Consider the following 25,864-nt stretch of genomic DNA (forward strand, 5'->3'; position numbering starts at 1 on the left):
AGTGTGTATCACGCCTGGAAATGTCGTACCGGTGATTTAAGCTCACGCGGTGGACTTGCCCGTCATGCCGCCTGTGCGGCCGATGCTCGCGAAAGCCGTGCACGAGGTGCCTCGTGACCCGGGGCTGCTCTACGAGCCCAAGTGGGACGGGTTCCGCTGCATCGTGTTCCGCGACGGCGACGAGATCGAGCTCGGCTCCCGCAACGACCGCCCGCTGACCCGCTACTTCCCGGAGCTGGTGGAGCTGCTGGCCGCCGCGCTGCCGCCCCGCTGCGTCGTGGACGGCGAGATCGTGCTGGTCACGCCCCAGGGCCTCGACTTCGAGGTGCTGCAGCTGCGGCTGCACCCGGCGGCCTCGCGCGTGCGCAAGCTCGCGGAGGAGACACCGGCCAGCTTCATCGCCTTCGACCTGCTCGCCCTCGGCGACACCGACCTCACCGAAGCGCCGTTCCGCGAGCGGCGCGAGAAGCTCGAAAGCATCCTCCGGACCGACGCCGAAGGCCTCCAGCGCGTCCACCTGACTCCGCTGAGCGACGACCCCGCCCAGGCCGAAGACTGGTTCACCCGGTTCGAGGGCGCGGGCTTCGACGGCGTCATGGCCAAGCCCGCCGACCTGCCGTACGAGCAGGACAAGCGCGTCATGCTGAAGGTCAAGCACGAGCGCACGGCCGACTGCGTCGTCACCGGGTTCCGCTGGCACAAGGACGGCGCCGGCATCGGCTCGCTGCTCCTGGGGTTGTTCGACGACGACGGCGTGCTGCACCACGTCGGCGTGGCGAGCAGCTTCACCAAGGCGCGGCGGGCCGAGCTGGTCGACGAGCTGGCGCCGCTGCGCGAGAACGCGCTCGAGAACCACCCGTGGCGGTCGTGGGCCGAGTACGAACCGGAGCCGGGGCGCCGGCCGGGCGCGAACAGCCGGTGGGCGCCGCAGAAGGAGCTGACCTGGGAGCCGCTGCGGACCGAGTGGGTGGCGGAGGTCCGCTACGAGCACCTGCAGGGCGGCCGGTTCCGCCACGGCGGGCGGCTGGTCCGGTTCCGGCCCGACCGCACCCCGGAGTCGTGCACGTACGCCCAGCTCGACGAGGCGCCGCCCGCCGAGCTCGCGAGACTGTTCGGGGAGGCGAGATGAGCGAGGCGATGCTGCTCGACGTCGACGGCGTCGAGGTCAAGATCAGCAGCCCGGACAAGGTCTACTTCCCGGACCGGGGGCAGACGAAGCTCGACCTCGTCGAGTACTACCGGGCCGTCTCGGGTCCGCTGCTCGCCCGGCTCGGCGGGCGCCCGCTGCTGCTGGAGCGCTACCCGGACGGCGCCGGCGGCAAGAACTGGTTCCAGAAACGCGTCCCCAAGGGCGCGCCGCCGTGGCTGAGCACCACCGTCGTCTCGACGCCGAACGGCACGACGAGCGACGCGCTGGTCGCGAAGGACCTGGCCCACATCCTGTGGGCGGTGAACCTGGGCTGCCTCGGCTTCCACGTCTGGCCCTACCTCGCCGACACGCCGGAGGTGACCGACGAGCTGCGCGTCGACCTCGACCCGTCGCCCGGGATCGGGTTCGACGACCTGCGCGAGGCCGCGCTGCTGACCCGGGAGTTCCTGGCCGGGCACGGCATCGAAGGCCACCTGAAGACGTCCGGTTCGCGGGGGCTGCACCTGTACGTGATGCTCGAGCCGCGCTGGGACAGCTTCCAGGTGCGGGCCGCGGCGGTCGCGCTGGCGCGGGCCCTGGAGCGGCGGCACCCGGAGAAGATCACCGCGCAGTGGTGGAAGGAAGAACGCGGCTCGCGCGTGTTCGTCGACTTCAACCAGAACGCGCCGCACAAGACCGTGTTCGGCACGTGGTGCGTGCGGCCGCGGGTCGGCGGGCAGGTGTCCACGCCGATCGCGTGGGACGAGCTGGACGGCGTCGAGCCCGACGCGTTCACGCTCAGCACGGTGCCGGCCCGGGTCGCCGAGCGCGGCGACCCGTGGGCCGGGGCGGGGGAGCGGCCGCAGTCGATCGCGCCGCTGCTGGAAATGTCCGAACGCGACCTGGCGAACGGGTTGATGGACGCGCCGTGGCCGCCGGTGTACCCGAAGATGCCGAACGAGCCGCCCCGGGTCGCGCCGAGCCGGGCGAAGAAGGCGTGAGGTGGCTGCGGTGTCCGAAGTGTCTACGGTCGCCGAATGCCCGGCCGACGACGGTTTCCTGCTGGCGCTGATGACGGCGATGACGGCCGAGCTGGTCGTCGTCTACGACCTGCCGCCGGATACGCGCCCGCGGCCACTGGACCCGGCGAGCCGGTACTTGCTGGCCCGAGAGGGCTCGCGGGCGATCGGATGTTGCGCGGTGGAGCCGGTCGGGCCGGGCGTGTACGAGCTGAAGCGGATGTTCGTCGCCCCGGACGCGCGCGGGACGGGAGTCTCGAGCGAGCTGGTGGCGGAGTCCGAGCGGCTGGCCCGCAGCGGCGGCGGAGTGCGGCTGCGGCTGGAGACGGGCGTGCGCCAGCCGGCGGCGATGCGGCTGTACGAGCGGGCGGGGTACCGGCGGGTGCCGAACTTCCCGCCGCACGAGGCCGATCCCGAGTCGGTCTGCTACGAAAAGGTGCTGGGGTAGCCGGTTCAGAGGTCCAGGTTCAGGGACAGCTGGCCGAGGTCGTCGCCGGCGGGGGCGAGGCGGAGGCCGGCCGGTGGTGCGGGCAGCGTCGCCACGCAGGCCGCGCACGGCGCCACCTCCGACGTCGTCAGGTCCACCGGTTTCCAGCTGCGGGACTCCTTCGCGCCGCACGCGGAACGGCGGTAGCGGAGGTCGCCGGAGCGGGTCATCAGGTGCGCCGACGGTACTTCTTCGGGCAGCACGCCGACCAGGTACCAGCGTGGTGCGCTCACCGCGGTGGTCGTCATGGCCGCCAGTCTCCGTCGCGGCCCTCGGCGCCCGCGTGCATTTGCCGATCTTCGGCGTGGCGAGGCGGAGTCAGGCCGGCAGGTACCGGGTGATGTACATCAGCCCGCGCTCGTCGACCGCCGACGGGTCGGGTGCCACGCAGGCGCGCAGGTCCGCCAGCACCGCGTCGGTGTCGAGACCCGCGCCGATCAGCACCAGCTCCGTGCGCCGCGGTGCGCCGGACGGCCACGCCGACCGCTCCAGCTGCACGAACCCGCCGACCGTGTGGAGCTGGAAGCGCGCGTCCGCGGCGAAGTCCGCCTGGCCCTTCATCCGGTAGAGCCCGGCCGGCCGCCGCTCGAGGAAGTCGACGAACGCCTTCGGCGCGAGCGGGGTTTCGGCGGTGAAGGTGACCGTCTCGTAGCGCGCGTGCAGGTGTTGCGAGTGGTCGTGGTCGTCCTCGCGCAGGTCGTCGAAGGACAGCTGGCCGGCGCGTTCGCCGCGGGGCTCGGGGTCGAAGAACAGCCTCGGGTCGACGCGCCCGTGCGCGGTGACCAGCAGCGGACGGCCCGGCGCGAGCTCCTCGACCGTCGCGGTGACCTTGGCCAGCGCCTCGGCCGGCACCCGGTCGGCCTTGTTCAGCACCACCAGGTCGGCCAGGCGCAGGTGGTCGGCCAGTTCGGGGTGCCGCTCGCGCGCGGCTTCGAATTCGGCGGCGTCCACGACCTCCGCGAGCCCGCCGTAGCGGATGTCCGGGTTCTCGCTGGCGATCATCAGCCGGATCAGGTCGCGCGGCTCGGCGATGCCGCTGGCCTCGACGACGATGACGTCGATCCCGGCCTCGGCGCTCGAGAGCCGCCCGAGCATCGCGTCGAGGCCGCTCGTGTCGACCGCGCAGCACAGGCAGCCGTTGCCGAGCGAGACCATCGTGTCGACCTGGCCGGCGACGGCGAGCGCGTCGACGTTCACGCTGCCGAAGTCGTTGACCACGACGCCGACCCGGGCGCCCTCGCGGTTGGCGAGCAGGTGGTTGAGCAGCGTCGTCTTGCCCGCGCCGAGGAACCCGGCGACGAGGACCACGGGGATCTTGCGCACGAAACGACTCTACGTCGCGCGCGGGCGCGTCGATACACGGGGGAGTGTGGCCGGACTAGGCCGTTCGCCGAATACGCTCGAAAAGACGCAGGTGGCCCGCGGGAAAACAATCACACCGTTTTCACCGTCCACAGTGATCGATTGACGGAAAATGCGCACCGACATGTCCGGATAACGCTTGGTAGCAGCTATTTTCGTGGTGTTTTCCCAGGTGGAGACGGAATTGCGGGGATGGGGGAGACGTCGTTCACGTCCGGTGGATTGCGCCGGCAGGAACGTGGGGTACTCTCCCCGGCCTGGCCGGAGGTGCTGCTGCCGCAGTGACTTCCGGCCAGGCCCGTTGCCGGCGACCATCGGAGGAACGGTGAACCTTTCCGTCGGGATGCAGATCACGATTTCGGAGAGTGGGGTCACGTCGTGACGGTTACACCCGAGCGGGTGACGCCCACGCTGCCGATCTACCAGCGTGTCTCGGAAGAGCAGAGCGTGAATTCCGCGGAAGCGGAAGAATTCCTGGACCGGATGTTCGCCGAAGGCGCCGCCGAAGAAGGCGACCGCTTCGAGACCCGGCTGGCGGAGGTCCGCGCGGAAATCGCCGAAACGGGCACCTACCGGCACACCGCGGCCGAACTGGCCTACGGCGCGCGCGTCGCGTGGCGCAACTCCGCCCGCTGCATCGGCCGGTTGTACTGGCACAGCCTGCGGATCCGCGACCGGCGCCGGGTCACCGACCCCGCCGCGATCGCCGGTGAGTGCGTCGCCCACCTCCGCCAGGCCACCCGGGGCGGCCGGATCCGGCCGACGATCACGGTGTTCGCCCCGGACGCGCCCGCCGCGCCCGGGCCGCGCATCCACAACGAGCAGCTGATCCGGTACGCGGGCTACCGCCTCGAAGACGGTTCGGTGCTCGGCGACCCGCGCTACGCGGAGTTCACCGAGCAGGTGCGAAGACTGGGGTGGCGGCCACCGGAGCGAAGAGGCTCCTTCGACGTCCTCCCGCTGCTGGTCGAGGCGGACCCCGGCGATCCGCGGCTGTTCACGCTGCCCGCGGACGCCGTCCTGGAGGTCCCGCTGACCCACCCCGACCACCGCTGGTTCGCCGGGCTCGGGCTGCGCTGGCACGCCGTGCCGGCGATCAGCAACATGCCCCTGGAGATCGGCGGCGTCACCTACCCCGCCGCGCCGTTCAACGGCTGGTACGTCGGTTCCGAGATCGGCGCCCGGAACCTGGCCGACGAGCAGCGCTACGACCTGCTGCCGGTCATCGCCGAGCTGATGGGCCTGGACACCGCGTCGGAGCGGACGCTGTGGCGCGACCGCGCGCTGGTCGAACTGACCCTCGCGGTGCAGCACTCGTTCGACGCGGCCGGCGTGACGATGGCCGACCACCACACCGAGTCGCGCCGGTTCCTGAACCACCTCGCGCGCGAGGAGCGGTCCGGCCGCCGGTGCCCGGCCGACTGGAGCTGGATCGTCCCGCCCTTGTCCGGCGGCCAGACCCCGGTCTTCCACCGCTACTACGACCCGCCCGACCCCGAGGAGCGGCCGGCGTTCCTCTCACCGGACTGAGTCACGGCGGAGCCCCGGATGCCACGGAGAGCAACCTGGCAGCGCCCGTATGGCGGATCGTGACCGGCCCGCGCCGCACGACCGCGCGGCAAGGCCGACAATGGGACGCATGACCGCAGTCCTCGTCGCCTACGCCGGGCGTCACGGCGGAACCCGGCAGATCGCCGAGGTCATCGCGGCCGAGCTCGGCGAAGCCGGCCTGAGCGTCGACGTGCGCGATGCCGCCGACGTCGGCGGGGTCGGCCACTACGCCGCGGTCGTCGTCGGCAGCGCCCTGTACTACCACCGGTGGCGGCCCGAGGCCGTCCGGTTGCTGGAACGCAACGCCCCGGCGCTCGCCGAGCGGCCGGTGTGGCTGTTCCACAGCGGACCGTGCGGCCCGGGCGCGGCCACGCAGCAGGTCAGCCTGCCGGCGAACGTGGCCCTGCTCGCCGCGCGCATCGACGCGGAGCGCACCGCCACCTTCGGCGGCCGGCTCGACCCGGCGACGGTGCGCGGCCTGATCCCGCGGCTGATGGCGTCGGGGCAGCGCGCGGGCGACTTCCGCGACTGGGACCGGATCAAGGCGTGGGCCCGCGACGTCGGCCGCCGCGTCCGCACGCGCGTCGCGCTCTGACTCTTGCCCGCGCCCGGTGGTGGGTGCTAGACCAGCCCTGAGGTCTTCCGGTGAAGAACCGACGGGACGGGGCAAACGTGACGGATCGGCAGGCGCAACCGGCCAGCGGCAAGAAAGCGCTTACATCCGATCAGCGCAACGCGTTCCTCGCGGCGCTGCTCGGCTGGAGCATGGACTCGTTCGACTACTTCCTCGTCGTGTTCGTCCTCGCGGACATCGCGAAGGACAAGTCGTTCGGGGCGACCGCGACGCAGCTGGCGTTCATCACCACCGCGACCCTCGTGATGCGCCCGGTCGGCGCGCTCCTGTTCGGCCTGTGGGCCGACCGCGTCGGGCGGCGGATCCCGCTGATCGCCGACGTCCTGCTGTACTCGCTGGCCGGCCTGCTGTGCGCGTTCGCGCCGAACTTCACCGTGCTGCTGATCCTGCGGTTCGTCTACGGCGTCGGCATGGGCGGCGAGTGGGGCCTCGGCGCGGCGCTGGCGATGGAGAAGATCCCGGTGGCGCGACGCGGGTTCTTCTCCGGGCTGCTGCAGGTCGGCTATTCGATCGGGTACCTGCTCGCCGCGCTCGCGTACCTGCTGTTCCATTCGGCCCTCGGCCTCGAATGGCGCTGGATCTTCGTGCTGAGCATCTTCCCGGCGCTGATCACCCTGCTGATCCGCGCGCGCGTGCGGGAGTCGGAGGTCTGGGAGACCACGCGGGAGAAGCTGCGCGTGACGCGGACGTCGGTCAAGGACGTCCTGCTGAGCGGGAAGGTGATCCGCCGGTTCGGGTACCTGATCCTGCTGATGACGGCGTTCAACTGGATGAGCCACGGCACCCAGGACGTCTACCCGAGCTTCCTCAAGGCCCACGACAACGGCGGCGCCGGCCTGAGCGCGGCGACGAGCACGTGGATCGCGGTGCTGTACAACGTCGGCGCGATCATCGGCGGCCTGACGTTCGGCACGCTGTCGGAACGCCTGGGCCGCCGCCGGACCATCGTGACGGCCGCGGTGCTCGGCCTGCCGGTGATCCCGATCTTCGCCTTCGACCACGGCGCCGGGATGCTGGCGCTGGGCTCGTTCCTGATGCAGATCATGGTGCAGGGCGCGTGGGGCGTGATCCCCGCGCACCTCACGGAGATGTCGCCGGACGCGATCCGCGGCTTCTACCCCGGCGTGACGTACCAGCTGGGCAACCTGCTGGCGGCGCTGAACCTGCCGATCCAGCAGGCGATCGCGGAGTCGCACGGGTACAGCTCCGCTCTCTTGTGGACGGTCGTACCCGGCCTGATCGCCGTCGCCGTCCTCACCGCGATCGGCAAGGAGGCCAAGGGGATCCGGTTCGGCGAGTCGGCGGTGGCGACGGCACCGGCGGGCTCGAAGTAGGTCGTCAGCGGAGCGTCTTGAGCCGGTCCAGGAGATCGAGCCACTCGACCGCGTCGGCCGTCGTGGCGTGCAACTGCAGCGCTTCGCCCAGTCCCAGCGCGTCGATCGCCCGGCGCACCACCGGCACGCACCCGACGATCGCGAACGGGACGCCGGCCGCGCGGGCGTCCCCGGTCGCTTCGAGGAGCACCGCCAGGCCTCGGGCGGAGCAGTGGGCCGCGCCGGTCAGGTCGAGGACGAGGGCCCGCGGCGCCAGGTCGATCTCCTCGGTGAGCCGGGAGCGCAGCCGGCGGCTGCCGGTCAGGTCGAGCTCGCCGCCGACGGCCAGGACGCTGACGGCGGCGGTCGTCGTCACCACCAGCTCCATCACCGGCTCGTCGCGCCGGCTCTCGTAGTGGCGGGCCATCAGCGCGTCGATGTCCAGGCCGGGCGGGTAGGGCACGGCGTCGATTTCCCGCGCCCACGCGCGCAACGCCGCCAGCACCTCGCGGTGCCGTGCGTCGTCTTCGCGCCAGTCCATACCGGTTACATCGCTCGAGGGGCCCCGGGCGCAACAGCCGCGGTCAGGGTGTGACGAGACCCGCTTCGTAGGCGAAGATCGTCAACTGCACGCGGTTGCTCACGTCGAGCTTGGCGAACGTCCGGGTGATGTGCGTCTTGACCGTCGCCTCGCTGAGGAACAGCTCCGCCGCGATGTCCGCGTTCGGCTTGCCGCGGGCGACCGCCGTGACGATTTCCCGTTCGCGGTTGCTGAGCAGTTCGAGCTTCGCCTGGGCCTTGGCGCGCCGCGGGTTGGCCCGCGCCGCCACGAACTGGCCGATCAGCTGCTTCGTCGTGCGCGGCGACAGCATCGCGTCGCCGTTCGCCACGACCCGGACGGCCTCGATGATCTCCTGCGGCGAGCCTTCCTTGAGCAGGAATCCGCTGGCACCGGCCGCGAGCGCTTCGAAAACGTACTCGTCGAGGTCGAAGGTCGTCAGGATCAACACCTTCGGCGCCCGCGGCTGGGCGAGCACCGCCGCCGTCGCGGTGAGACCGTTCATCCGCCGCATCCGGATGTCCATGATCACGACGTCCGGCGCGTGCCGCGCGACCTGCTGGACGGCTTCGTCACCGTCGCCGGCCTGCGCGACGACCTCCAGATCGGGGGCGCTGCCCAGGATCATGGACAGCCCGGTGCGGACCAGCGGGTCGTCGTCGACGAGCAGTACGCGCACGCTCACCCGCCGATCCTAGGGCGCGGCCGGTACCCACGGCAGCGAGGCCCTCAGCGCGAAGGTCCGCTGGTCGACCGGTCCCGCGGCCAGAGTGCCGCCGAGCAAGGTGATCCGCTCGTTGACGCCGGTGAGCCCGGTGCCCGATCCGGGCGAGGGCACCGGGTGCGGCGGCAGCGCGTTGACGACTTCGATCAGCAGCCCGGCACCCGGGCCGCCGCGCACCGACACCTCCGCGGGCGCTCCCGGCGCGTGCCGCAGGACGTTGGTCAGCGCCTCCTGGAGGATCCGGTAGGCGGCCGTGCCGAGCGGGGCCGGTGCCGTGGCGGCCTGGTCGAGCAGGACGGTGAGGTTGACCGCGAGCCCGGCCTGCCGGGCGCCGGTGACGAGGTCGGGGATGTCCGCGAGCGTCGGCTGGGGCGGCTCCGCCGGTCCGCCGCCGGGCCGGTCGGCGAAACCCGGTCCGCGCAGCACGCCGATGACCTGGCGCAGGTCGTCGAGCGACTGCCGCGCGGTGGTCCGCACGGTCTTGGCCGCCTCCGCCGTGTCCGGGGCGGTGCCGCTGGTGACCTCGAGCGCGCCCGCCTGCAGCGAAAGCAGCGACAGCCGGTGGCCCAGGACGTCGTGCATCTCGCGGGCGATCCGCGCCTGCTCCTCGCGGCGCGCCACCTGGTCGCGCAGGGCCGCCTGCTCGGTGGTGCGCCGCCGCGTCTCGGCCATGCTGTGCCGGACGATCCCGAGAGTCAGCGGGATCGCCGTGTACACCGCCGCCGTCAGGATGATCCCGGTCAGCTCGGCACCGGCCGACCCGGTCGGAATCCAGGCCTCGGACAGCGACAGCTCCGCGTCGCGGCCGACGTCGCGCCAGACCGCCAGCCCGGTCGCGGCGAACACGAGCGTCGCCGCGCTCCAGCGCCACCAGCCCGTGAAGTACGTCGTGAGCGCGGCGAGGGCGATCAGCGCGGCCAGCGAGTCCGCGCGCAGCAGCAGCGGGGGCGCGATCGCGATCCCGGTGACGACCAGGGGAAACTGGTGCCGCCAGACCAGCATGATCGCCGCGCCGATCCCGAAGAACCAGCCGAGGAGCGCGCCGGCGGTCGGGTGGATGTCGTCGCTGCCGGCGACGCTGAGCTCCAGCGACACGTTCGCGATCCCGCTCACCAGGCTCGCGGCGACCGCGAGCACCGTGCACACCACGCCCAGCACGGACCGTCCCATGGGGGAAAGCCTACGGGCGGCCCCCTCAGCCGTTCCGCTGGTTCGCGCGAACCGCGATGACGACTTTCGTCGTACGGGGTCGAGGCCCGCGGACGACGCGCGCGCCGCCCCGCCGCTGGTTTCCTGCTCGCCGTCAGCAGAGGCGAAAGGAAACCCCGATGACCGACTACACCCCGATCCAGCAGTACCCGGCTCCGCAGGCCGCGCCGCCGCGCAACGGTCTCGGCACGGCCGGCTTCGTGCTCGGCTTGGTCGGGCTGGTGTTCTCGCCGATCCCGTTCGTCGGGGTCGTCGCCTGGCCGCTCGTGGTGCTCGGCCTGATCCTGTCCGCCGTCGGCGTGGCCCGGGTGCGGGCCGGCAAGGCCACCAACAAGGGACTGTCGATCGCCGGCGTCGTCGTCTCGGTGCTCGGCCTGGTGGTGAGCATCCTGTGGGTGGTGGTCATCGGCAAGGCCATCAGCGATGTGAACGACCAGGCCATCCAGCACCACACCGTCACCTACGAGGTGACCGGGGACGCGCCGTCGGTCACCGTCGTCTACAGCACGTTCGACCAGCACACCATCCTGATCGACACCGAGCCGTCGGCGCCGGTGCCGTGGACGAAGACCGTCGAGGCGACCGGGTTCCTCGAAGGCGCCCAGTTCGCCGCGACGACCGGTCCCGAGGGCGGCTCGATCACGTGCAAGGTCGTCGTCGACGGCAAGCAGACGAAGACGGCGACCGCGTCCGGTCCGGCCGCGGTCGCCAGCTGCACCGGCTTCTGAACCTCCCGCGCCGCCCGGGCGAGGGGGCCGGGCGGCGCGGGAGGAGGGTGGGACCCGGCCCGGGGGCGGGTCCCACCCTTCGCGGGTCAGCCGCAGTGCTCGAACTCGCTGTTGTAGGCCTGGCCGTCGGTCGCGCCGCCCCACTTGACGCACTTGTCCGCCGCAGCCGCCGACACCGGGCCGGCGAAGTAGGAGAACGAGCCGGAGTCCGTGGCCCGCGCGGAACCCTGGACCTCCAGGTAGGCCGACGTCTGCGTGGCCGTCCCGGCGGACGTGCTCTTCATCGCGGCGACGCAGTTCTGGCCGTTCGCGGCGTTGTAGGACAGGTAGACCGTGCCCGCCGTGCCGAGCGGCGCCGAGTCGATGACGCTGTAGCCGCCACCGCAGGCGGGGGCGCCCAGCTGCGTGTCGGTCACCGCGGCGTAGCGGATCGTGTCGTTGGCGTGCCCCGTCGGCCCCGCCTCGAACAGCACGCCGACCGAGGACTGCGAAAGCTGCACCATGTCGGAGTACGCCGCGTCCTGGCCCCACACGAGCAGGCTGCCGGCGGTGCCGGTCCAGTTGGCGCCTTCGTCGAACGAGGAGTGGATCCGCAGCTCCTTGCGACGGTCGCAAGTGGACGGTGCGGCGAAGACGATCCGGTCGTACTTGCCGCCGGTGTCGGCGGCGCTCATCCGCGCCGTCGACCCCTCCACGGTCGGGGCGACGAGGTCGGTGGCGAAGGTGAACTTCGTGCTGAAGGACGCGCCCCCGTCCGAGCTGATCGCGTACGCCCGGTTGTGCGTGCCGTCCAGCAGGCACTTGTCGCCGTCGTTCGCCTGGTTGCGCGCGGCGGCGTAGACCCGCCCGTCCGCCAGTTCGGTGACGCTGATCTCCTGCGGGTTCATCGTGCTCGCGGTGGGCTTGTCGGTGGCCCCGAGATGCCAGGTGGAGCCGTTGTCGTCGCTGTAGACCAGTGCGCCGATGTTCGAGTAGCTCATTCCGGCGACGAGCCGTCCCTTGTGCGCGCCGCGGGTGAGCACGATCCCGTGCGACGGCCCGGTCGCCAGCCAGCTCGGCGCCGCGGCGAAGCCGAGCTCGGTGGTCAGCACCTTCGGCGCGCCCCACGTCTTCCCGTTGTCCTCGCTGAGGGACACGCGCGGGACGCGGCCGCAGTCGGGGTTCGTGTAGCACTGCATCGTCGAGAGCAGCACGACCCGGTTGCTGCCCGGGATGACGATCGGGGCCGGGTTGCCCTTGGTGTCGCCGTTGGCCTTGATGACGCTCTGCAGCGCGCTCCACGTCTTGCCGCCGTCGGTGGAGCGTTTCATGACGAGGTCGATCGCGCCGAGGTCGTTGCAGACGCTGGCGCCGTCGTTGCGGCCTTCGGCGAAGGCGAGCAGCGCGCCGTCGTTCGCCTTGACGATGGTGGGGATGCGGTAACAGTCGTGGCCCTCGGTGTTCTTGGTGAACACCAAGGTGCTGGCGACGTCGGCCTGCGCGGTGGCGGCGCCGAAGGCCGCCGGGACGGCGACGGCGGCGCACCCCAGCAGCCCGGCCAGCAGGCCTCTGGCGATCCGGGTGATCTTCACGGGTTTTCTCCCTACGGATTCGTTCTACGTCCTACGTCTCGGCGGTAGCGTCGACGCGGCCCGTACAAGACCCGTACAACCCGGCGTATAACGACTTACACCTTGCCGGGAGGGAAACGTCAGGTGAACGCGGCCTGTGGGACAAGCCCGGCGCGGCGGGTGCGTTCGGTGGCGTCGACGATCGCGACAACCGGGGCTTGAGGTCTGCTCGCTCGCTGGTGGGTTGCCGTCGATCGGACGGCGATATATCGTCGTAGTGTCGGCGATACGGCGAGCGAAGGAGACGGTCATGGAGATGAGCGCGGGAGCGGGACGGATGTTCGGCGGCTTCGGCGGCGGTTTCGGTGGCCACGGGCCCGCGGGGCACCACGGTTTCGGGCACCCGGACCACGACGTGCCGGGGCGCGAGGGCTGGGACGGCGGCCCCGACCTGGCGCGCGGCGGCCCTCCGGGTGGGTTCCCGCCGCCACCGCCACACCCGCCGCACCCACCGCAGCCGCCGGGCTTTCCCGGGTTCCCCGGTGGGCCGGGGTCCTTCGGCGGCCCCGGCGGCTGGGACGGCGTGGGCAGCGCGTTCCAGCGGGTACGCGAGTTCCGTGGCGGCGGGCGCGCCCCGAGCCGTCCGGTGCGGCCGGCGGTGCTGGCGTTGCTCGCGGAGGAGCCGCGGCACGGTTACCAGCTGATGCAGGAGATCCGGCGCCGCACGAACGAGCGGTGGCGGCCGAGCCCCGGTTCGGTGTACCCGATCCTGCAGCAGCTGGAGGACGAGGGCCTGGTCCACACGGTCGAGACGGCCGGGCGGCGGGTAGCCGAGCTGACCGACGCCGGCCGCGAGCACGTCGCCGGGCGGGAGGCCGAGTTCGCGGCGCTCTGGGAGGAGCCCGAGGAGGAGCCGGGCGCCGACCGGTTCGCGGCGTTGTGGCACGCGCTGGGGGAGCTGTCCGGAGCGGCGGCGCAGGTCGGGTACAGCGGAACGGAGGCCCAGGTCGCCGAGGTGAAGAAGATCCTCGCCGACGCCCGCAGGCGGGTGTACGCGGTCCTCGCGGACGCGGGCCTGGAGGACGAGGACGCCTGACCGGCCGCTTGCGGCCCGCCGGACCTGCCTCGCTTTCGCCGAGCCTGGTCCGGCGGGTCTGCCGGTGACCGTCCGTGCCGGTCGGTTGGTCCGGTTGTCGGGGCGAGGTCTGCCGGTGACCGCTCGCGCTGGCCGGCCGGTACCTGGTCCGGCCGGTTCGGTCTACCGGCGGTGGGCCGATCGGTGCCGGCACGCATGGCCCGCGGGATGACCGTCCACATCGGACGGTACGCCCGGCGGGTAAGCTCGGGCCGCATGGAGGAAACGGACTTCGCGGCGCACCTCACCGCGACCATGACCGGCAGCGCGCTCACCATGCTCATCGGCGTCGGCCACCGCACCGGGCTCTTCGAAGCCGCCGCCGCAGGGCCCGCCACCAGCGGTGAGCTCGCCGAGCGTGCCGGGCTTCGGGAGCGGTACGTCCGCGAGTGGCTCGGCGCCATGGTCACCGGCGGCATCTTCACCCTCGATGCCGGGTGCTACACCTTCCCGCCCGAGCACGCGAAGTTCCTGCTCGGCGAGACGTCGGCGAACCTCATGCCGTCGCTGCTGACCCTGACCGCGTTCACCGGCATCCTGCCCGACCTCGAACGCAGCTTCGCCGACGGCGGCGGCGTCCCGAGGGCGGCGTACGGGCCCTACCTCGAAACCCTCGGCGCCAAGACCGGCGACAGCTGGAAGCACGTCTACCGCGAACACCTCGTCGACGGGTTCTTCGGCGCGGTCCCCGGCCTGAAGGAGCGGCTCACCGCCGGGGTGCGCGTGCTCGACCTGGGCTGCGGTACCGGCAACGCCATCGCCGTGGCCGCCCGCGCGTTCCCCGCCTCGCGGTTCACCGGCGTCGACATCAACGCGAACGTCGTCGAGCAGGCGCGCGAGACCGCGGACGGGCTGCCGAACACCGAGTTCGCCGTCGGGGACGCCGCCGAGCTGACCGGCGAGTTCGACGTCATCACCGCCTTCGACGCCATCCACGACCAGGACCGCCCGGACGTCGTACTGCGGCGGATCCACGGCGCCCTCGCCGAAGACGGCCTGTTCTTCATGGTGGACACCAACTTCTCGAGCCACGTCGCGAACAACGTCGGCAACCCGCTGGCCGCGCTCTGCTACTCGATCAGCCTGATGTACTGCACGACGACGTCGCTGGCCGAGGGCGGCGCCGCGCTCGGGGCGATGTGGGGCACCGAAACGGCGAGGGAAATGCTCGCGGACGCGGGGTTCCGGCACGTCGACGTGCTCGGTTCCCCGCGTCCGCAGAACTGCATCTACGCCTGCCGGCCCTGACTCACTGCTGGTACGGCGCCGCCGCGGCCTTCGCGGCGGTGACCAGCGCGCCCTTGTTCTTCGGCCAGAACGTGCTGTCGACGCAGGTGTAGCGCGGCAGGAAGCCGCCGCAGGTGCCGCTCGAGCCGCCGACCTCGAACGTCACGCTGGCGACGCCGAGCTCGCCGTAGGTGAAGTCGTCGGTGGTGCCGCTCGTGTCGTAGCCGACGGTCTCCTCGTTGGTGCCGACGAGGTAGCCGTTCGACGCGGAGTACTTCGCGCCGAGCCTGCGGTACTGCGCGTCGTTCGGCGAGGTCGACTGGGTGAAGCCCCACGGGATGATGATGTCGTTGCCGTAGCTGTGCAACGTGATCATCGTGCCCTTGGCGGTCGACGGCGCCGGGTCGTTGTTCCCGGTGCCGCGCTGGTCCGGGAAGATCGCGCGGGCCAGCTTCTCCAGCGCCTGCGTCTCGGGCTCGGAGCCGGCGCTCACACCCTGGTAGGTCTCGGCGCACGCCGAGTTGGAGTCGCCGCCCCACTTGAACGTCGAGTTGCGGTTCAGGTCGATGCCGATGTTCGTGCCGGTGCAGCCGCCGCGGGTGTTGTTCGCGTTCTTGCGCTGCAGCTTCGGCGAGTTGCCGCCCGAGGCGACGATGTCGACGCCGTCGGGGTTGGAAATCGGCACCACCCACACCTCGGTCGTGTCCAAAATGGACTTCGCGGTGGCGTCGGTGGCGTAGCCGTCGGCGAGGTAGTCGATCCAGCGCCAGGCGAGCTCGCCGGTCGACAGCTCGCGCGCGTGGATCTGGGCCATCAGGAAGAACTTCGGCTTCGACGACGTCGTCGACAGCGTGCAGTCGCCGGTCTGCTTCTTGGTCAGGCAGATGGCCTGGATGTCGTGGCCGCCCTGGCCCTTCGTCTTCTTCCACGACTGGCCGATCGTGTACTTCGTGGCCAGGTCGGGGTGCGCCGCGGCGACCGCGGTGAGGTGGTTCTCGTGCGCGGTGACGGTGCGGTACCCGCCGTAGAAGGTGTCGGCCGCCAGGGAGTTCGCCTGCGCCGGGAGTTCCTTGTAGACGGTGTCGTAGAAGGTGGGCCGGTAGCCCAGCCCCTGCAGCCGGGCGGCGACGGCCTTGCCGCCGACGACGTACACCGCTCCGGCGTCGCCTTCTTCGACGTCGAAGCCGGCTTCGGTCAGCGTGGCCGCCTGGGTGGCGGTCGCCGGGACGCGCCAGAACACGGGGGTGTCGGCGGGCTGCGCGGCCGCGGTGCCGCCGAGCAGCGCGGACAGCACGACCCCGGTTGCCGCGCACGCGAGCCGGGACAGGGACCTTGACGCCATCGGGGGATCTCCTCACGGCCGCACGGATGGAGTTCCGGCCCGGGGCTCTCGGTCACCGGACCGGCACGCACAGTGTGTCGGTCCGGGACAAACCCGCCATACCCCCGAAAGTCGCGAAACCGGTCGCGGCGGGCCCCGGGCCACCCGTCTCACTATGCTCGGAAGGGGCCCAGACCCGATCTTGAACGGAGAGCGCATGCCGATCCACGACCTCGTCTTCCGGGGGAGACGGCTCACCAGCGACCACGCGCTGGTGATGGCGATCGTCAACCGGACCCCGGACTCGTTCTACGACAACGGGGTGACGTACGAGGAAGACCGGGCGCGCGCGGCCGTCGGCAAGGCGATCGAGGACGGCGCCGCGGTGATCGACATCGGCGGCGTGCCCGCCAGCCCCGGCCCCGAGGTGACCGTGGCGGAGGAGATCAGCCGCGTCGTGCCGACCGTGGAGTGGATCCGCGCGGCGTTCCCCGACGTCGTGATCAGCGTCGACACCTACCGCGCCGAGGTCGCCGACGCCGTCTGCCGGGTCGGCGCGGACCTGATCAACGACAACTGGGCCGCCTACGAGCCGGAGATCCTCGACGTCGCCGCCGAGCACGGCGCCGGGTACATCTGCGCCCACGTCGACGGGCTCGACCCGCGCACCGACCCGATCAAGCCGCGGTACGACGACGTCGTCGCGTCGGTCGTGGCCGACACCACCGACCTCGCCGAACGGGCGGTCGCGAAGGGCGTCCCGCGCGAGGGGATCATGATCGACCCCTGCATCGACTTCTCGAAGAACACCTACCAGTCGCTGACGATCCTGCGGAACGTCGACAAGCTCGTGGCCACCGGGTGGCCGGTGCTGATGGCGTTGTCCAACAAGGGAGTGGTGGGCGAGACGCTCGACGTCGGCATGGACGACCGGGTCACCGGCACCCTCGCCGCCACCGCGCACGCCGCCGCGCAAGGTGCCGCGATGTTCCGCGCGCACCAGGTCCGCGAGACGCGGCACACGGTCGAGATGATCGCGAGCATCATCGGCACCCGCCCGCCGAAGAACGCGGTGCGGTGGCTGTGAACCAGCAGATCCGCCAGATCTGGCCGGTCGAGGCCGGCCGCGAGCTCGGTACCGGCGACCTCGAAGCCCTCTACCGCTTCCCCGACGTCGCGAAGTGGCTCGTCGTCAACTTCGTGTCGAGCACGGACGGCGCGATCACGGTCGCCGGCCGCTCGCGCCCGCTGTCGACCGAGCCCGACCGGGTCGTGTTCAAGCTGGGCAGCGACCTCGCCGACGTCGTCCTGCTCGGCGCCGGGACCGCGGTGATCGAGGAGTTCGAGGGCGTCCACCCGGACCCGGAGACCGCGGACCGGCGCCGGCGGCACGGCCTCGAGCCGATCCCGCCGATCGCGGTCGTCACCACGGGGCGCAGCCTGCCGCCGGACTCGCCGGTGCTGACCCGGGCGGCCGTGCCGACGATCGTCCTCACGTGCGAGCGGGCGCCGGAGGACCTGCGCGCCGCCTGGCGGCGGGCGGGCGCCGAGGTGGTCGTCGCGGGGGAGGACGCGGTGGCACTCGACGTCGCCGTGGCCGCGCTGACCGAGCGCGGCCTGCGGCGGATCGACTGCGAAGGCGGGCCGAAGCTGTTCGCGTCACTGGCCGAAGCGGGCCTGGTCGACGAGTTCCGCCTGACGGTCGCGCCGTACCTGGTGGCGGGGACGGCGGACCGCGCCGCGGTCGGCGGCGCGTTCGACCCGCTTCGGCTGGAGCTGGCCACGGTCCTGACCGACGGCGCGAGCCTGCTGACCCGGTACCTGGTGCCGTGACGAGCCGGGGCCGGCCACCTCGGTGACCGGCCCCGGGACGCTACTTCTTCAAGCCGTGCTCGATGGCCTCGATGATCCGCGGCCGCAGCTCGGCGGTGCTGATGATCGCGTCCACCGAGCCGACCTCGACGGCGCGCTGGATGCTGTGCACCTTGTCGAACTCCGCCGCGATCTCGCTGACCTTCTCCGCGCGGACCGACGACTGGACCTCGGCGAGCTGGGCGTTCAACGCCGCCCGGGAAGGAGCGTCGGCCACCGCGACCCGGGCCTGGAGCTCGGTCACCCGCGGGTCGTTCGCCGTGCGCTTGGCCACCTCGCCCGCGAACACCACCGCCGCCGCCGGGGCGCCGCCCAGCACCGAGGCGAACGAACCCTCCAGGGCCAGCACCGTCATGTTCGGGTTGAGCGCCTTGGAGAACACCACGAACGCGCCGCCGTGGTAGCGCGAGATCACGGTGAACACGATCGGGCCCTCGAAGTTGACGATCGCCCGGCCGATCTCCGCGCCGTACTCCAGCTGCAGCTTGCGCAGCGACTCCGGCGAGCCGTCGAACCCGGACAGGTTCGCCAGCACGACCAGCGGCCGGTTGCCGGACGCCGCGTTGATCGCCCGCGCCGTCTTCTTCGACGACCGCGGGAACAGCGTGCCCGCGGTGTAGGTGTCCGGGCCGTCGGTGGGAGGGAAGCCGCGGCGGGGGACCGACCGCGACTCGATGCCGACCAGGCAGACCGGGCGGCCGCCGATGTGCACGTCCTGCACCGCGGCCGTGTCGGCGTCGGCCATGCCCGCCCAGCGCTCCAGCACCGGGTGGTCCTGGTCCGACAGCGCGCGCATCACCGTGCGGATGTCGAACGGCTTCTTGCGGTCCGGGTTGTGCTCGGCGGAGAAGATCTCCCCGACGGTCCGGAAGTCGCTGTCGACGATCGCGTGCGGGAACGGCGAGACGTCGCGGTCGACCGGGTCGTTCGTGCCGACCTTCCGCGGGCCGGTTTCGCCCGGGACGACGTAGGTGTGGTCGTAGTGCGACATCAGCACTTCGCGGGCCGCGGGCAGGTTCGGCGCCCAGTACTGCGCCTGGCCGTTCGGGCCCATGACGCGGTCGTAGCCGCCGATGCCGAAGTTGTCCTCCGCCGACACACCGCCGGAGAAGTCGAGCGCCTGCTTGCCGGTGAGCACCATCGCCGAGTCCGGCGTCATGATCAGGACGCCCTTGGTGTGCATGAGCATCGTGGCTTCGGCGTTCCAGTACGGCTGGGCGCCGACGTTGATCCCGTTGACCACGATGTTGATCTCGCCGCCGTCCTGGGTGAACGTGACGATCCGCTTGAGCGCCGCGGCGACCCAGTCCATGTTCTCGGTGCCCGAGGACATCGAGATCCGCGCACCGGAGGACAGCGCGAACCACTCCAGCGGCACCCGCATGCGCTCGGCCAGGTCGAGCGCCGCGATGACGCGCGAGCACTCCGGCTCCGACAGCGCGCCGAGCGACTTCGTCGGGTCGCCGATCAGCACGACGCGCGTGACGCCCTCGGCGTGCCGCTCGGTCGGGGTCGTCACGACGCCCGCGACGATCGCCGCGCTGTTCTTGCCCTTCGGCCGGTCGACCGGCACCAGCGCGCCCGCCTCGAGGTCGTGCTCGACGAACGTGCCGTCCTGGCCGGCGAGCAGCCCGGTCAGCTCGTACGGGTAGACCGTGCCGCGCCGGGCCGCGCGCAGCACCTTCAGGCGGTAGTCGTCGAGCGGCTGCACCGGCTCGGTCGACGCCGGCCCGACGTGCAGCCGCGCGCCGCGACCCGGTTCGAAGGCGATCCGGACGGCCAGCTCGGTCAGCTTGCCCGCGTCGGTGCGGCGGCGGGCCAGGAACTGGACCTCCTCCAGCCCGGCCCCCACCGACGTCGGCAGGATGCGCTGGACCAGCGTGTTCAGCTCGTCGGTGGTCAGCTCCGTCGGCGGCCAGACGTACATCATGATCCGGTTGGTGTCGAACCGCTTGTTCTGCGGCCGCTGCGCCTGGATGTTGCGGATCGCGTCGAGGCAGGCGGTGACCGCGTCCTCGAGCGCGGGCAGGGCGACCAGCCGGCCGTCGGCCTCGCGCAGCGGCGTCAGGTCGCGGACCTGGCCCATCGCGATCAGCCGCTCGTCGGCCGGGTTGCTCTTCGCCACGGCCTTGAAGAGGTAGATCTCCTCGTCCGCCGACGGCAGCCGGGTGAGGTCGAACTCGTGCAGCCGCTGCAGCTGCAGCCGGTTCGCGATCTGCGGGTGCAGGCCGCGGATCAGCCGGTCCTCGGTGAAGGCCGCGCCGTCGCGCCGGAAGGTGAAGTGGTGGTGCATCACCGCGCCGCCGGTGCCCGCCACGGTCAGCACGACGTGCCGCACGCTCGCCGGCAGCGGGTGCTCGGCCAGCAGCGCGCCGAGCCGCTCCGCGGTCGCGTCGACGTCCGGCTGGTCCTCCCAGCGCAGGTACACGTCGGCGACGACGCCTTCGGTGGCCACCTCGCCGATCGCGCGGACGGCGTCGGGCAGGGCGGCGATGTCGACGGCGGTGGTGACCAGCGGCAGCACGCCGTCGGGCGTGTCGAGCTCGGCGGTCAGCAGCCGGCAGCCGGCGACGTCGCGCACGGCGACCCCGGTCAGCCTGCGGTTGCCGTAGTAGCGGCGGGTCAGCACTTCCAGCAGCGGCGCGTGGTCGCGGCCGGGCCGCCCGATCCGCTGCCCGATCAGCCGGACGAGCGGCTGCGAGCCGGTGATCATGGCCTGGATCCGCTCGGCGCGGTCCGCGGCGTCCGGGTGCTGGTCGAGGTAGCGCAGCTCGGTGCGGACGGCGGCGTACACCTCGGCGCGGTTGCGGCGCAGCAGCGGCTGGGCGAACCAGCGGAACACCACACCGCGGGCCAGGTCGGACACCGTGGGGAAGCGCACCTGAGTGGCTTCGACCAGGTGCTCCAGGGCCAGCCCGGCGCGCTGGCTCAGCGACTCCGACGGCTGCGCCCCGGCCAGCCACTGCCGGAGCAGCTCGGAGACGACGGCGACGTCGGCCGAAGTCCGTTGCTGCGCCAGGAAGATCCGGAAGACCGCGGACTCCAGCTCGGGGGTGCGCTCCAGGTCGGTGACGCCGTAGTGGCCGAGCACCTTGGTCAGCTTGGCCTGGAAGCCTTCGGTGACGCCCGCGCGCTCGACGTCGAGGCTCTGCAGGTAGCTGTGGAAGAACTCCCGCGGGCTGTGCACCGCGCCGTTGGGCACGGTGTCCTCGCCGCCCGGGGTGTTGCGGCTCAGGTCGGACAGGTCGGCGAAGACCGTCAGCAGCTCCAGCTCGCCTTCGATCGGACGGTTGCCCAGCTCGGCCCGCGCGGCGACGTAGGCCGACAGGACGCGCTTGCGCTCCGACGGGTCGACGTCGAAGCCGAGCAGCAGGCTGCGCAGGTCCTGCAGACCGCGCTCGACGCGGTCGGCCGCGGAGACGTCCGCCGCCTCGGCGGGCAGCTCGATCTCGACGGTCTCGGTCTCCTCGGCGACCTCGTCCTCGGCGCCGTCGGCCAGCGGCTCCAGGCGCATCAGCGGCGCGCCGGTCTCGACCTGGCTGCCGACCGACACCGGGCATTCGCGCACGCGGGCGCGGAACGGCGCGCGCAGCACCGTCTCCATCTTCATGCTCTCCAGCACGAGGATCGGCGCGTTCGCCTCGACCTCGTCGCCGACCGACAGCGGCGTCGCGACCACCAGCGCGGGCGCGGGGGAGCGGACGACGCCGCCTTCGTCGCGGCTGACGCGGTGGGTGACGCCGTCGACCTCGACGAGGTGGATCGGGCCGTGCGTGGCCGCGACCAGGCGGAAGCCCTGCCCGTTGACCCGGATCCGGCCGCTGTGGGCGTCGAAGCGGTCGATCTCGACGTCGGCGTGGTGCACCTCCGACGTCCCGGCCGAAACGCCGACGCGGAACCGCTTCTGGCCGATGCGCGCGACGCTGACGCGGTAGCCGACGCCGCGGAGCTTGAGGTCGAGCGGACGGCCGGTCTCGTGCTGGACCTGCGGGCGGCCGCCGTGCGCGGTGGCCAGCAGGCGCTGGACGGAAACCTCTTCCTCGTCCTCGTAGGCCTCGATGGCGGCCGCGGCGAGCGCGACGGCGGAGTGCCGGTGGGTGACCAGGCGGCCCTCGGCGCGGACGCGGTCGATCCAGCCGGTGTCGGCACTCGCGTCGATGACCTCGGGCTGGTCGAGCAGGTCGAGCACGAAGCTCTTGTTGGTGGCGCCGCCCTCGATGATCACGGTGGTCTCGGCCATCGCGCGGCGCAGGCGGCCGAGCGCCTCGTCGCGGTCGCGGCCGTAGGCGATGATCTTGGCGATCATCGAGTCGAAGTCGGCGGGGATGGTGTCGCCCTCGCTGACGCCGGTGTCGACGCGGATGCCGGGGCCGGCGGGCAGCGCCAGCCGCGCGATGCGGCCGGGCGAGGGGGCGAAGTCGCGGTCGGGGTCCTCGGCGTTGAGCCGGGCTTCGACGGCGTGGCCGAGCTCGGCCGGCTGGTCGCCTTCGAGCTTGCCGCCGCCGGCGACGTGCAGCTGCAGCTTGACCAGGTCGGTGCCGGTGGTGATCTCGGTGATCGGGTGCTCGACCTGCAGGCGGGTGTTGACCTCGAGGAAGGCGAACAGCTTCTCGCCGGGGTGGTAGAGGAACTCGACGGTGCACGCGCCGCGGTAGCCGACGGCGACCGCGAGCCGCTCGGCCGACGTCTTCAGCTCGGCGGTCTGCGCCGCGTCCAGGACCGGCGACGCGGACTCTTCGATGATCTTCTGGTTGCGCCGCTGCACCGAGCAGTCGCGGACGCCGAGCGCCCACGCCGTCGCGCCGTCGGAAATCACCTGGACCTCGACGTGGCGCGCGCCGGTGACCAGGCGCTCGAGGAACACGACGCCGGAACCGAACGCGCGCAGGGCTTCCTGGCTCGTGCGCTCGTAGGCGTCGGCGAGGTCTTCGCCGGAGGCGACCATGCGGATGCCGCGCCCGCCGCCGCCCGCGGTGGCCTTGAGCATCAGCGGGTAGCCGATCCGGTCGCCCGCCTTCAGCGCGTCTTCGAGCGTCGCGACCTCGCCGCGGCTCCACGGCGCGACCGGGACGCCGACCTCTTCGGCGATCAGCTTCGCGCCGATCTTGTCGCCCAGCTTGCGCATCGCGTCGGCGCTCGGGCCGACGAAGGTGATGCCGATCTTCTCGCACAGCTCGGCGAAGGCCGGGTCCTCGGCGACGAAACCCCAGCCGACCCACGCGGCGTCGGCCTTCGTCTCGACGAGGGCCTGCTCGAGCTTGGCCAGGTCGAGGTACGGGCGGGCCGACGCGGGACCGAGGTCGTAGGCCAGGTCGGCCTCACGGACGAAGGTGGCCGTGCGGTCCGCATCGGTGTAGAGGGCGACCGTCTCGATCTTCGTACCGGTTTCCGCCGACAGATCCCGGACGGCGTGGATGAGCCGCATCGCGGCCTCTCCGCGGTTGACGATGGCGACACGATTGAACACCGGCTGAGCCTCCCAAGTACCCACGCACAGAAGGCGACGCACCTGTACTGGGGCGTCGCCTGCACCTGTCTACACCCTGCTGGATTACCGCCGGGTAGACCAATGTCCGCCATGGCGCATGCCGAGGCGGCTGCTTTGTGGGAACCCCACAAAAAGCGACCCGGGCCACACTGCCACGGGCGCTTTTCTCGCGAGGACTGCCACAAAGCACGGTGCGTAGCCTACGGCGGAAACCAGTAGGGAAACATCCGGTGGCGCCGAGATAAGGGGTCGGCTAGGAGGCGAGCAGGACGTCCGGGTGCAGCACCTGGCCCAGCTCCCGCTGCTCCGCCTCCGACAGCGGCACGGCGGCGACGCTGCACCGGCCGTCCGGGCCCGGGGCCGTCGTGATCGCCAGCACCGGTCGTCCGTCGATCTCGCGCAAGGTCACCCTGCCGCCGCAGGCGAGGTCCAGGCTGATCCCGGGCCGGTCGCGATGCCTGCCGAGCCAGCGGCTGACGAAGTCGAAGGTCATCGCGGTCTCCCCTCGCAGCGAACTCACCCCTGTGCGACACAGGTGGCATTCGTTAATGCCCCGGATACACCGTGTTCACACCCGAACGGACGGAAAAGTCGCCATGATGGCCGGATGAAACTCGGGCAGCTGGCTTCGACCGCGCGGGACCTGTTCACCGCGAAGCTCGTCTACGGGGACGCGGTCGACCGGGACGGGGTCGTCGTCATCCCGGCCGCGGTCGTCTTCGGTGGCGGGGGCGGCGGCGAGGGCGACGCGGACGCGCTGCCCGTGCGCGAAGGTGCCGGGTTCGGGGTGTTCGCCCGGCCCGCGGGCGCCTTCGTCGTCCGCGAGGGCACGGTGACCTGGGTGCCCGCCGTCGACCGCACCCGGCTCGCGCTCACCGCCGCTTTCACCGTCGTCACGCTCGCCAAGATCCTCGCGCGGCGCGCCAGGTCCTGACCCGACGCCGTAAGTTCACCGCCGGTTTCAGCGGGCGTTCTCGTTCGAGGCCTAGCGTCGGGGCGTCTTTCGATGCGGAGGTACGCATGAGTTCTGGGGACTTGAGCCGGCGCGCGCTGCTGCGCGCGAGCGGGGTGGTGGCGGCCGGAGCGGCTGGGTCTGCCTTGGGGATGCTGCCCGGTGTCGCGTTCGCCGACCAGCCGGGCGGCACCGGCAGCCAGACCCGGACCGTCACCGGCACGCTGAAGCCGGACGTCCCGGACTGGTACTACCTGCCGGTCGACGTCCCGCGCGGGGTGCGGCAGATCGACGTCGTCTACTCCTACGACAAGCCCCCGGTGCCCGCCGGGACGCGCGGGAACGCCTGTGACATCGGCATGTTCGGTCCGGAAGGCCACGAGCTGGGCAACGCCCGCGGCTTCCGCGGCTGGTCCGGCGGCTTCCGCGACCGGTTCTCGATCAGCGCGTCGGAGGCGACGCCCGGGTACCTGGCCGGCCCGATCGAACCGGGCCGGTGGCACGTCATCCTCGGGCCGTACACCGTCGCGCCGCAGGGCCTGAACTACAAAGTGGACATCACGCTCACCTTCGGGCCGGACGCCGCGCCGTTCGTGCCGAAGCCGGCGCCGGAGTCCGCGCCCGCCCGCGAGCGGGGCCGCGCCTGGTACCGCGGCGACGGCCACCTGCACACCGTCCACTCCGACGGCCGCCGCACGCCGGAGCAGCTCGTCGCCGACGCCCGCGCGGCCGGCCTCGACTTCATGATCTCGACCGACCACAACACGTCCAGCTCGCAGCTGGTGTGGGGTCAGTACGCCGCCGACGACCTGCTCATCCTCAACGGCGAAGAGGTGACGACGCGGTCCGGCCACTGGCCCGCGATCGGCCTGCCCGCCGGCACGTGGATCGACTGGCGCTACCGCGCGGCCGACCCGCAGGACTTCCGCCGCTTCACCGACCAGGTGCACCGCGCGGGCGGCCTGGTCACCGCGGCGCACCCGTTCGCCAACTGCTTCGGCTGCACCTACGAGTTCGCGTACGAGATCGCCGACCTCGTCGAGGTCTGGAACGGGCCGTGGACCCAGGACGACGAGGCGAGCGTGATCCACTGGGACGGCCTGCTGCGCGGCGGCCGGTTCATCCCGGCGATCGGCGACTCCGACGCGCACAACCCGGACCAGCGCGTCGCGCTGCCGCACACCGTCGTGCTCGCCGATCGCCTGCGCCGCAAGGAACTCCTGGCGGGGTTGAAGGCGGGACGGTCGTGGCTGGCCGAGTCGTCGGCGGTCCAGCTGGACTTCACGGTGTCGGGCGGCGGCCGCACGGCGGGCATCGGCGAGCGGCTGCCCGCGGGCACCGGAACGCCGGTCACGGTGCGCGCGGCGGTCGGCGGCGTGCCGGGGACGACGGTGACGTTCCTCGACCAGCTGGGCCCGGAACACACGGAGACCATCGGCGACTCGGGGGCGGCGACAGCGACGTGGACGACGTACCCGCGGTACTCGCGGTGGGTGCGCGTCGAGGTCCGCCGCCCGTCCGGAGGGCCGAACACCACCCAGCCGAACGCGATGGTGGCGATGTCGAACCCGATCTTCCTCGGCGCCTGAACCTCCACCCGGCGC

At 72.0% G+C, this 25,864-nt stretch carries 22 protein-coding genes; 13 read left to right on the forward strand and 9 right to left on the reverse strand.

Annotated elements, in window-relative coordinates:
• Positions 1–49 precede the first annotated feature (49 nt).
• From ACZ7OU_RS28750 to ACZ7OU_RS28760, 3 genes are read left to right on the forward strand one after another with little or no spacing between them, the layout of a single operon-like run.
• Complete coding sequence (locus tag ACZ7OU_RS28750) at positions 50–1,129, forward strand: ATP-dependent DNA ligase (protein WP_470257525.1); 1,080 nt, start codon at positions 50–52, stop codon at positions 1,127–1,129.
• Positions 1,126–2,130: a non-homologous end-joining DNA ligase gene (gene ligD / locus ACZ7OU_RS28755; protein ID WP_470257526.1), complete on the forward strand. Its 1,005-nt coding sequence runs from the start codon at positions 1,126–1,128 to the stop codon at positions 2,128–2,130. Before ACZ7OU_RS28750 ends, ligD begins: the two co-directional genes overlap by 4 nt.
• Positions 2,131–2,140: 10 nt before the next feature.
• Positions 2,141–2,596, forward strand: a complete 456-nt coding sequence (locus ACZ7OU_RS28760) for a GNAT family N-acetyltransferase (RefSeq protein ID WP_470257527.1) — start codon at positions 2,141–2,143, stop codon at positions 2,594–2,596.
• A 5-nt stretch (positions 2,597–2,601) separates the two neighbouring features.
• Here the strand turns inward: ACZ7OU_RS28760 and ACZ7OU_RS28765 are convergent, their stop codons facing one another.
• Entirely contained in the window at positions 2,602–2,883 is a 282-nt protein-coding gene (locus tag ACZ7OU_RS28765; RefSeq protein WP_470257528.1) for a hypothetical protein, read from the reverse strand.
• Positions 2,884–2,953: 70 nt separating this feature from the next.
• Positions 2,954–3,958 (reverse strand): CobW family GTP-binding protein, encoded by a 1,005-nt coding sequence (locus ACZ7OU_RS28770; RefSeq protein WP_470257529.1) that lies wholly within the window; start codon positions 3,956–3,958, stop codon positions 2,954–2,956.
• A gap of 438 nt (positions 3,959–4,396) precedes the next feature.
• On the opposite strand from ACZ7OU_RS28770, the gene ACZ7OU_RS28775 reads away from it, so the two are divergent.
• The 3 genes from ACZ7OU_RS28775 (at position 4,397) to ACZ7OU_RS28785 (ending at position 7,516) form a co-directional block, all read left to right on the forward strand.
• Positions 4,397–5,527, forward strand: a complete 1,131-nt coding sequence (locus ACZ7OU_RS28775) for a nitric oxide synthase oxygenase (RefSeq protein ID WP_470238972.1) — start codon at positions 4,397–4,399, stop codon at positions 5,525–5,527.
• Positions 5,528–5,636: 109 nt separating this feature from the next.
• Positions 5,637–6,143, forward strand: a complete 507-nt coding sequence (locus ACZ7OU_RS28780; RefSeq protein WP_470236949.1) for a flavodoxin domain-containing protein — start codon at positions 5,637–5,639, stop codon at positions 6,141–6,143.
• 77 nt (positions 6,144–6,220) lie between these two features.
• Entirely contained in the window at positions 6,221–7,516 is a 1,296-nt protein-coding gene (locus ACZ7OU_RS28785; RefSeq protein ID WP_470257530.1) for an MFS transporter, read from the forward strand.
• 4 nt (positions 7,517–7,520) lie between these two features.
• On the opposite strand, the gene ACZ7OU_RS28790 is transcribed toward ACZ7OU_RS28785, so the two are convergent.
• From ACZ7OU_RS28790 to ACZ7OU_RS28800, 3 genes are read right to left on the reverse strand one after another with little or no spacing between them, the layout of a single operon-like run.
• On the reverse strand, positions 7,521–8,036 hold the full coding sequence (locus ACZ7OU_RS28790; RefSeq protein WP_470257531.1) for an STAS domain-containing protein: 516 nt from the start codon (positions 8,034–8,036) through the stop codon (positions 7,521–7,523).
• A gap of 43 nt (positions 8,037–8,079) precedes the next feature.
• The gene (locus tag ACZ7OU_RS28795) at positions 8,080–8,739 is read right to left on the reverse strand and encodes a response regulator transcription factor (protein ID WP_470257532.1); all 660 of its coding nucleotides are present in this window, start codon (positions 8,737–8,739) and stop codon (positions 8,080–8,082) included.
• Positions 8,740–8,748: 9 nt separating this feature from the next.
• Entirely contained in the window at positions 8,749–9,948 is a 1,200-nt protein-coding gene (locus tag ACZ7OU_RS28800) for a sensor histidine kinase (protein ID WP_470236945.1), read from the reverse strand.
• A 158-nt stretch (positions 9,949–10,106) separates the two neighbouring features.
• On the opposite strand from ACZ7OU_RS28800, the gene ACZ7OU_RS28805 reads away from it, so the two are divergent.
• Positions 10,107–10,715, forward strand: a complete 609-nt coding sequence (locus ACZ7OU_RS28805; RefSeq protein WP_470257533.1) for an MmpS family transport accessory protein — start codon at positions 10,107–10,109, stop codon at positions 10,713–10,715.
• Positions 10,716–10,801: 86 nt separating this feature from the next.
• Here ACZ7OU_RS28805 and ACZ7OU_RS28810 read toward each other — a convergent pair whose 3' ends face one another.
• Positions 10,802–12,286 (reverse strand): sialidase family protein, encoded by a 1,485-nt coding sequence (locus ACZ7OU_RS28810; protein WP_470257534.1) that lies wholly within the window; start codon positions 12,284–12,286, stop codon positions 10,802–10,804.
• A 289-nt stretch (positions 12,287–12,575) separates the two neighbouring features.
• Between ACZ7OU_RS28810 and ACZ7OU_RS28815 the strand changes: the two genes are divergently transcribed.
• Both ACZ7OU_RS28815 and ACZ7OU_RS28820 read left to right on the forward strand, forming a co-directional pair.
• Positions 12,576–13,361, forward strand: a complete 786-nt coding sequence (locus ACZ7OU_RS28815) for a PadR family transcriptional regulator (RefSeq protein ID WP_470257535.1) — start codon at positions 12,576–12,578, stop codon at positions 13,359–13,361.
• 255 nt (positions 13,362–13,616) lie between these two features.
• Positions 13,617–14,648, forward strand: coding sequence for a class I SAM-dependent methyltransferase (locus tag ACZ7OU_RS28820; protein ID WP_470257536.1), 1,032 nt, complete (start codon positions 13,617–13,619; stop codon positions 14,646–14,648).
• A 1-nt stretch (position 14,649) separates the two neighbouring features.
• On the opposite strand, the gene ACZ7OU_RS28825 is transcribed toward ACZ7OU_RS28820, so the two are convergent.
• Entirely contained in the window at positions 14,650–15,969 is a 1,320-nt protein-coding gene (locus ACZ7OU_RS28825) for a M14 family zinc carboxypeptidase (RefSeq protein ID WP_470257537.1), read from the reverse strand.
• 196 nt (positions 15,970–16,165) lie between these two features.
• Here ACZ7OU_RS28825 and folP point away from each other — a divergent pair, with 196 nt between their 5' ends.
• Together folP and ACZ7OU_RS28835 are read left to right on the forward strand one after the other, a co-directional pair.
• Complete coding sequence (gene folP / locus ACZ7OU_RS28830) at positions 16,166–17,035, forward strand: dihydropteroate synthase (protein ID WP_470257538.1); 870 nt, start codon at positions 16,166–16,168, stop codon at positions 17,033–17,035.
• Complete coding sequence (locus tag ACZ7OU_RS28835) at positions 17,032–17,781, forward strand: dihydrofolate reductase family protein (protein ID WP_470257539.1); 750 nt, start codon at positions 17,032–17,034, stop codon at positions 17,779–17,781. The genes folP and ACZ7OU_RS28835 overlap by 4 nt, the downstream gene beginning before the upstream one ends.
• A gap of 40 nt (positions 17,782–17,821) precedes the next feature.
• Here the strand turns inward: ACZ7OU_RS28835 and ACZ7OU_RS28840 are convergent, their stop codons facing one another.
• Positions 17,822–23,287, reverse strand: a complete 5,466-nt coding sequence (locus tag ACZ7OU_RS28840) for an ATP-binding protein (protein WP_470257540.1) — start codon at positions 23,285–23,287, stop codon at positions 17,822–17,824.
• Positions 23,288–23,561: 274 nt separating this feature from the next.
• Entirely contained in the window at positions 23,562–23,801 is a 240-nt protein-coding gene (locus ACZ7OU_RS28845) for a hypothetical protein (protein ID WP_470257541.1), read from the reverse strand.
• Positions 23,802–23,915: 114 nt separating this feature from the next.
• Here ACZ7OU_RS28845 and ACZ7OU_RS28850 point away from each other — a divergent pair, with 114 nt between their 5' ends.
• Both ACZ7OU_RS28850 and ACZ7OU_RS28855 read left to right on the forward strand, forming a co-directional pair.
• Complete coding sequence (locus ACZ7OU_RS28850) at positions 23,916–24,242, forward strand: hypothetical protein (protein WP_470257542.1); 327 nt, start codon at positions 23,916–23,918, stop codon at positions 24,240–24,242.
• 86 nt (positions 24,243–24,328) lie between these two features.
• Positions 24,329–25,849, forward strand: coding sequence for a CehA/McbA family metallohydrolase (locus tag ACZ7OU_RS28855; protein ID WP_470257543.1), 1,521 nt, complete (start codon positions 24,329–24,331; stop codon positions 25,847–25,849).
• Positions 25,850–25,864 lie beyond the last annotated feature (15 nt).

Source organism: Amycolatopsis sp. NPDC114505, assembly GCF_055633615.1.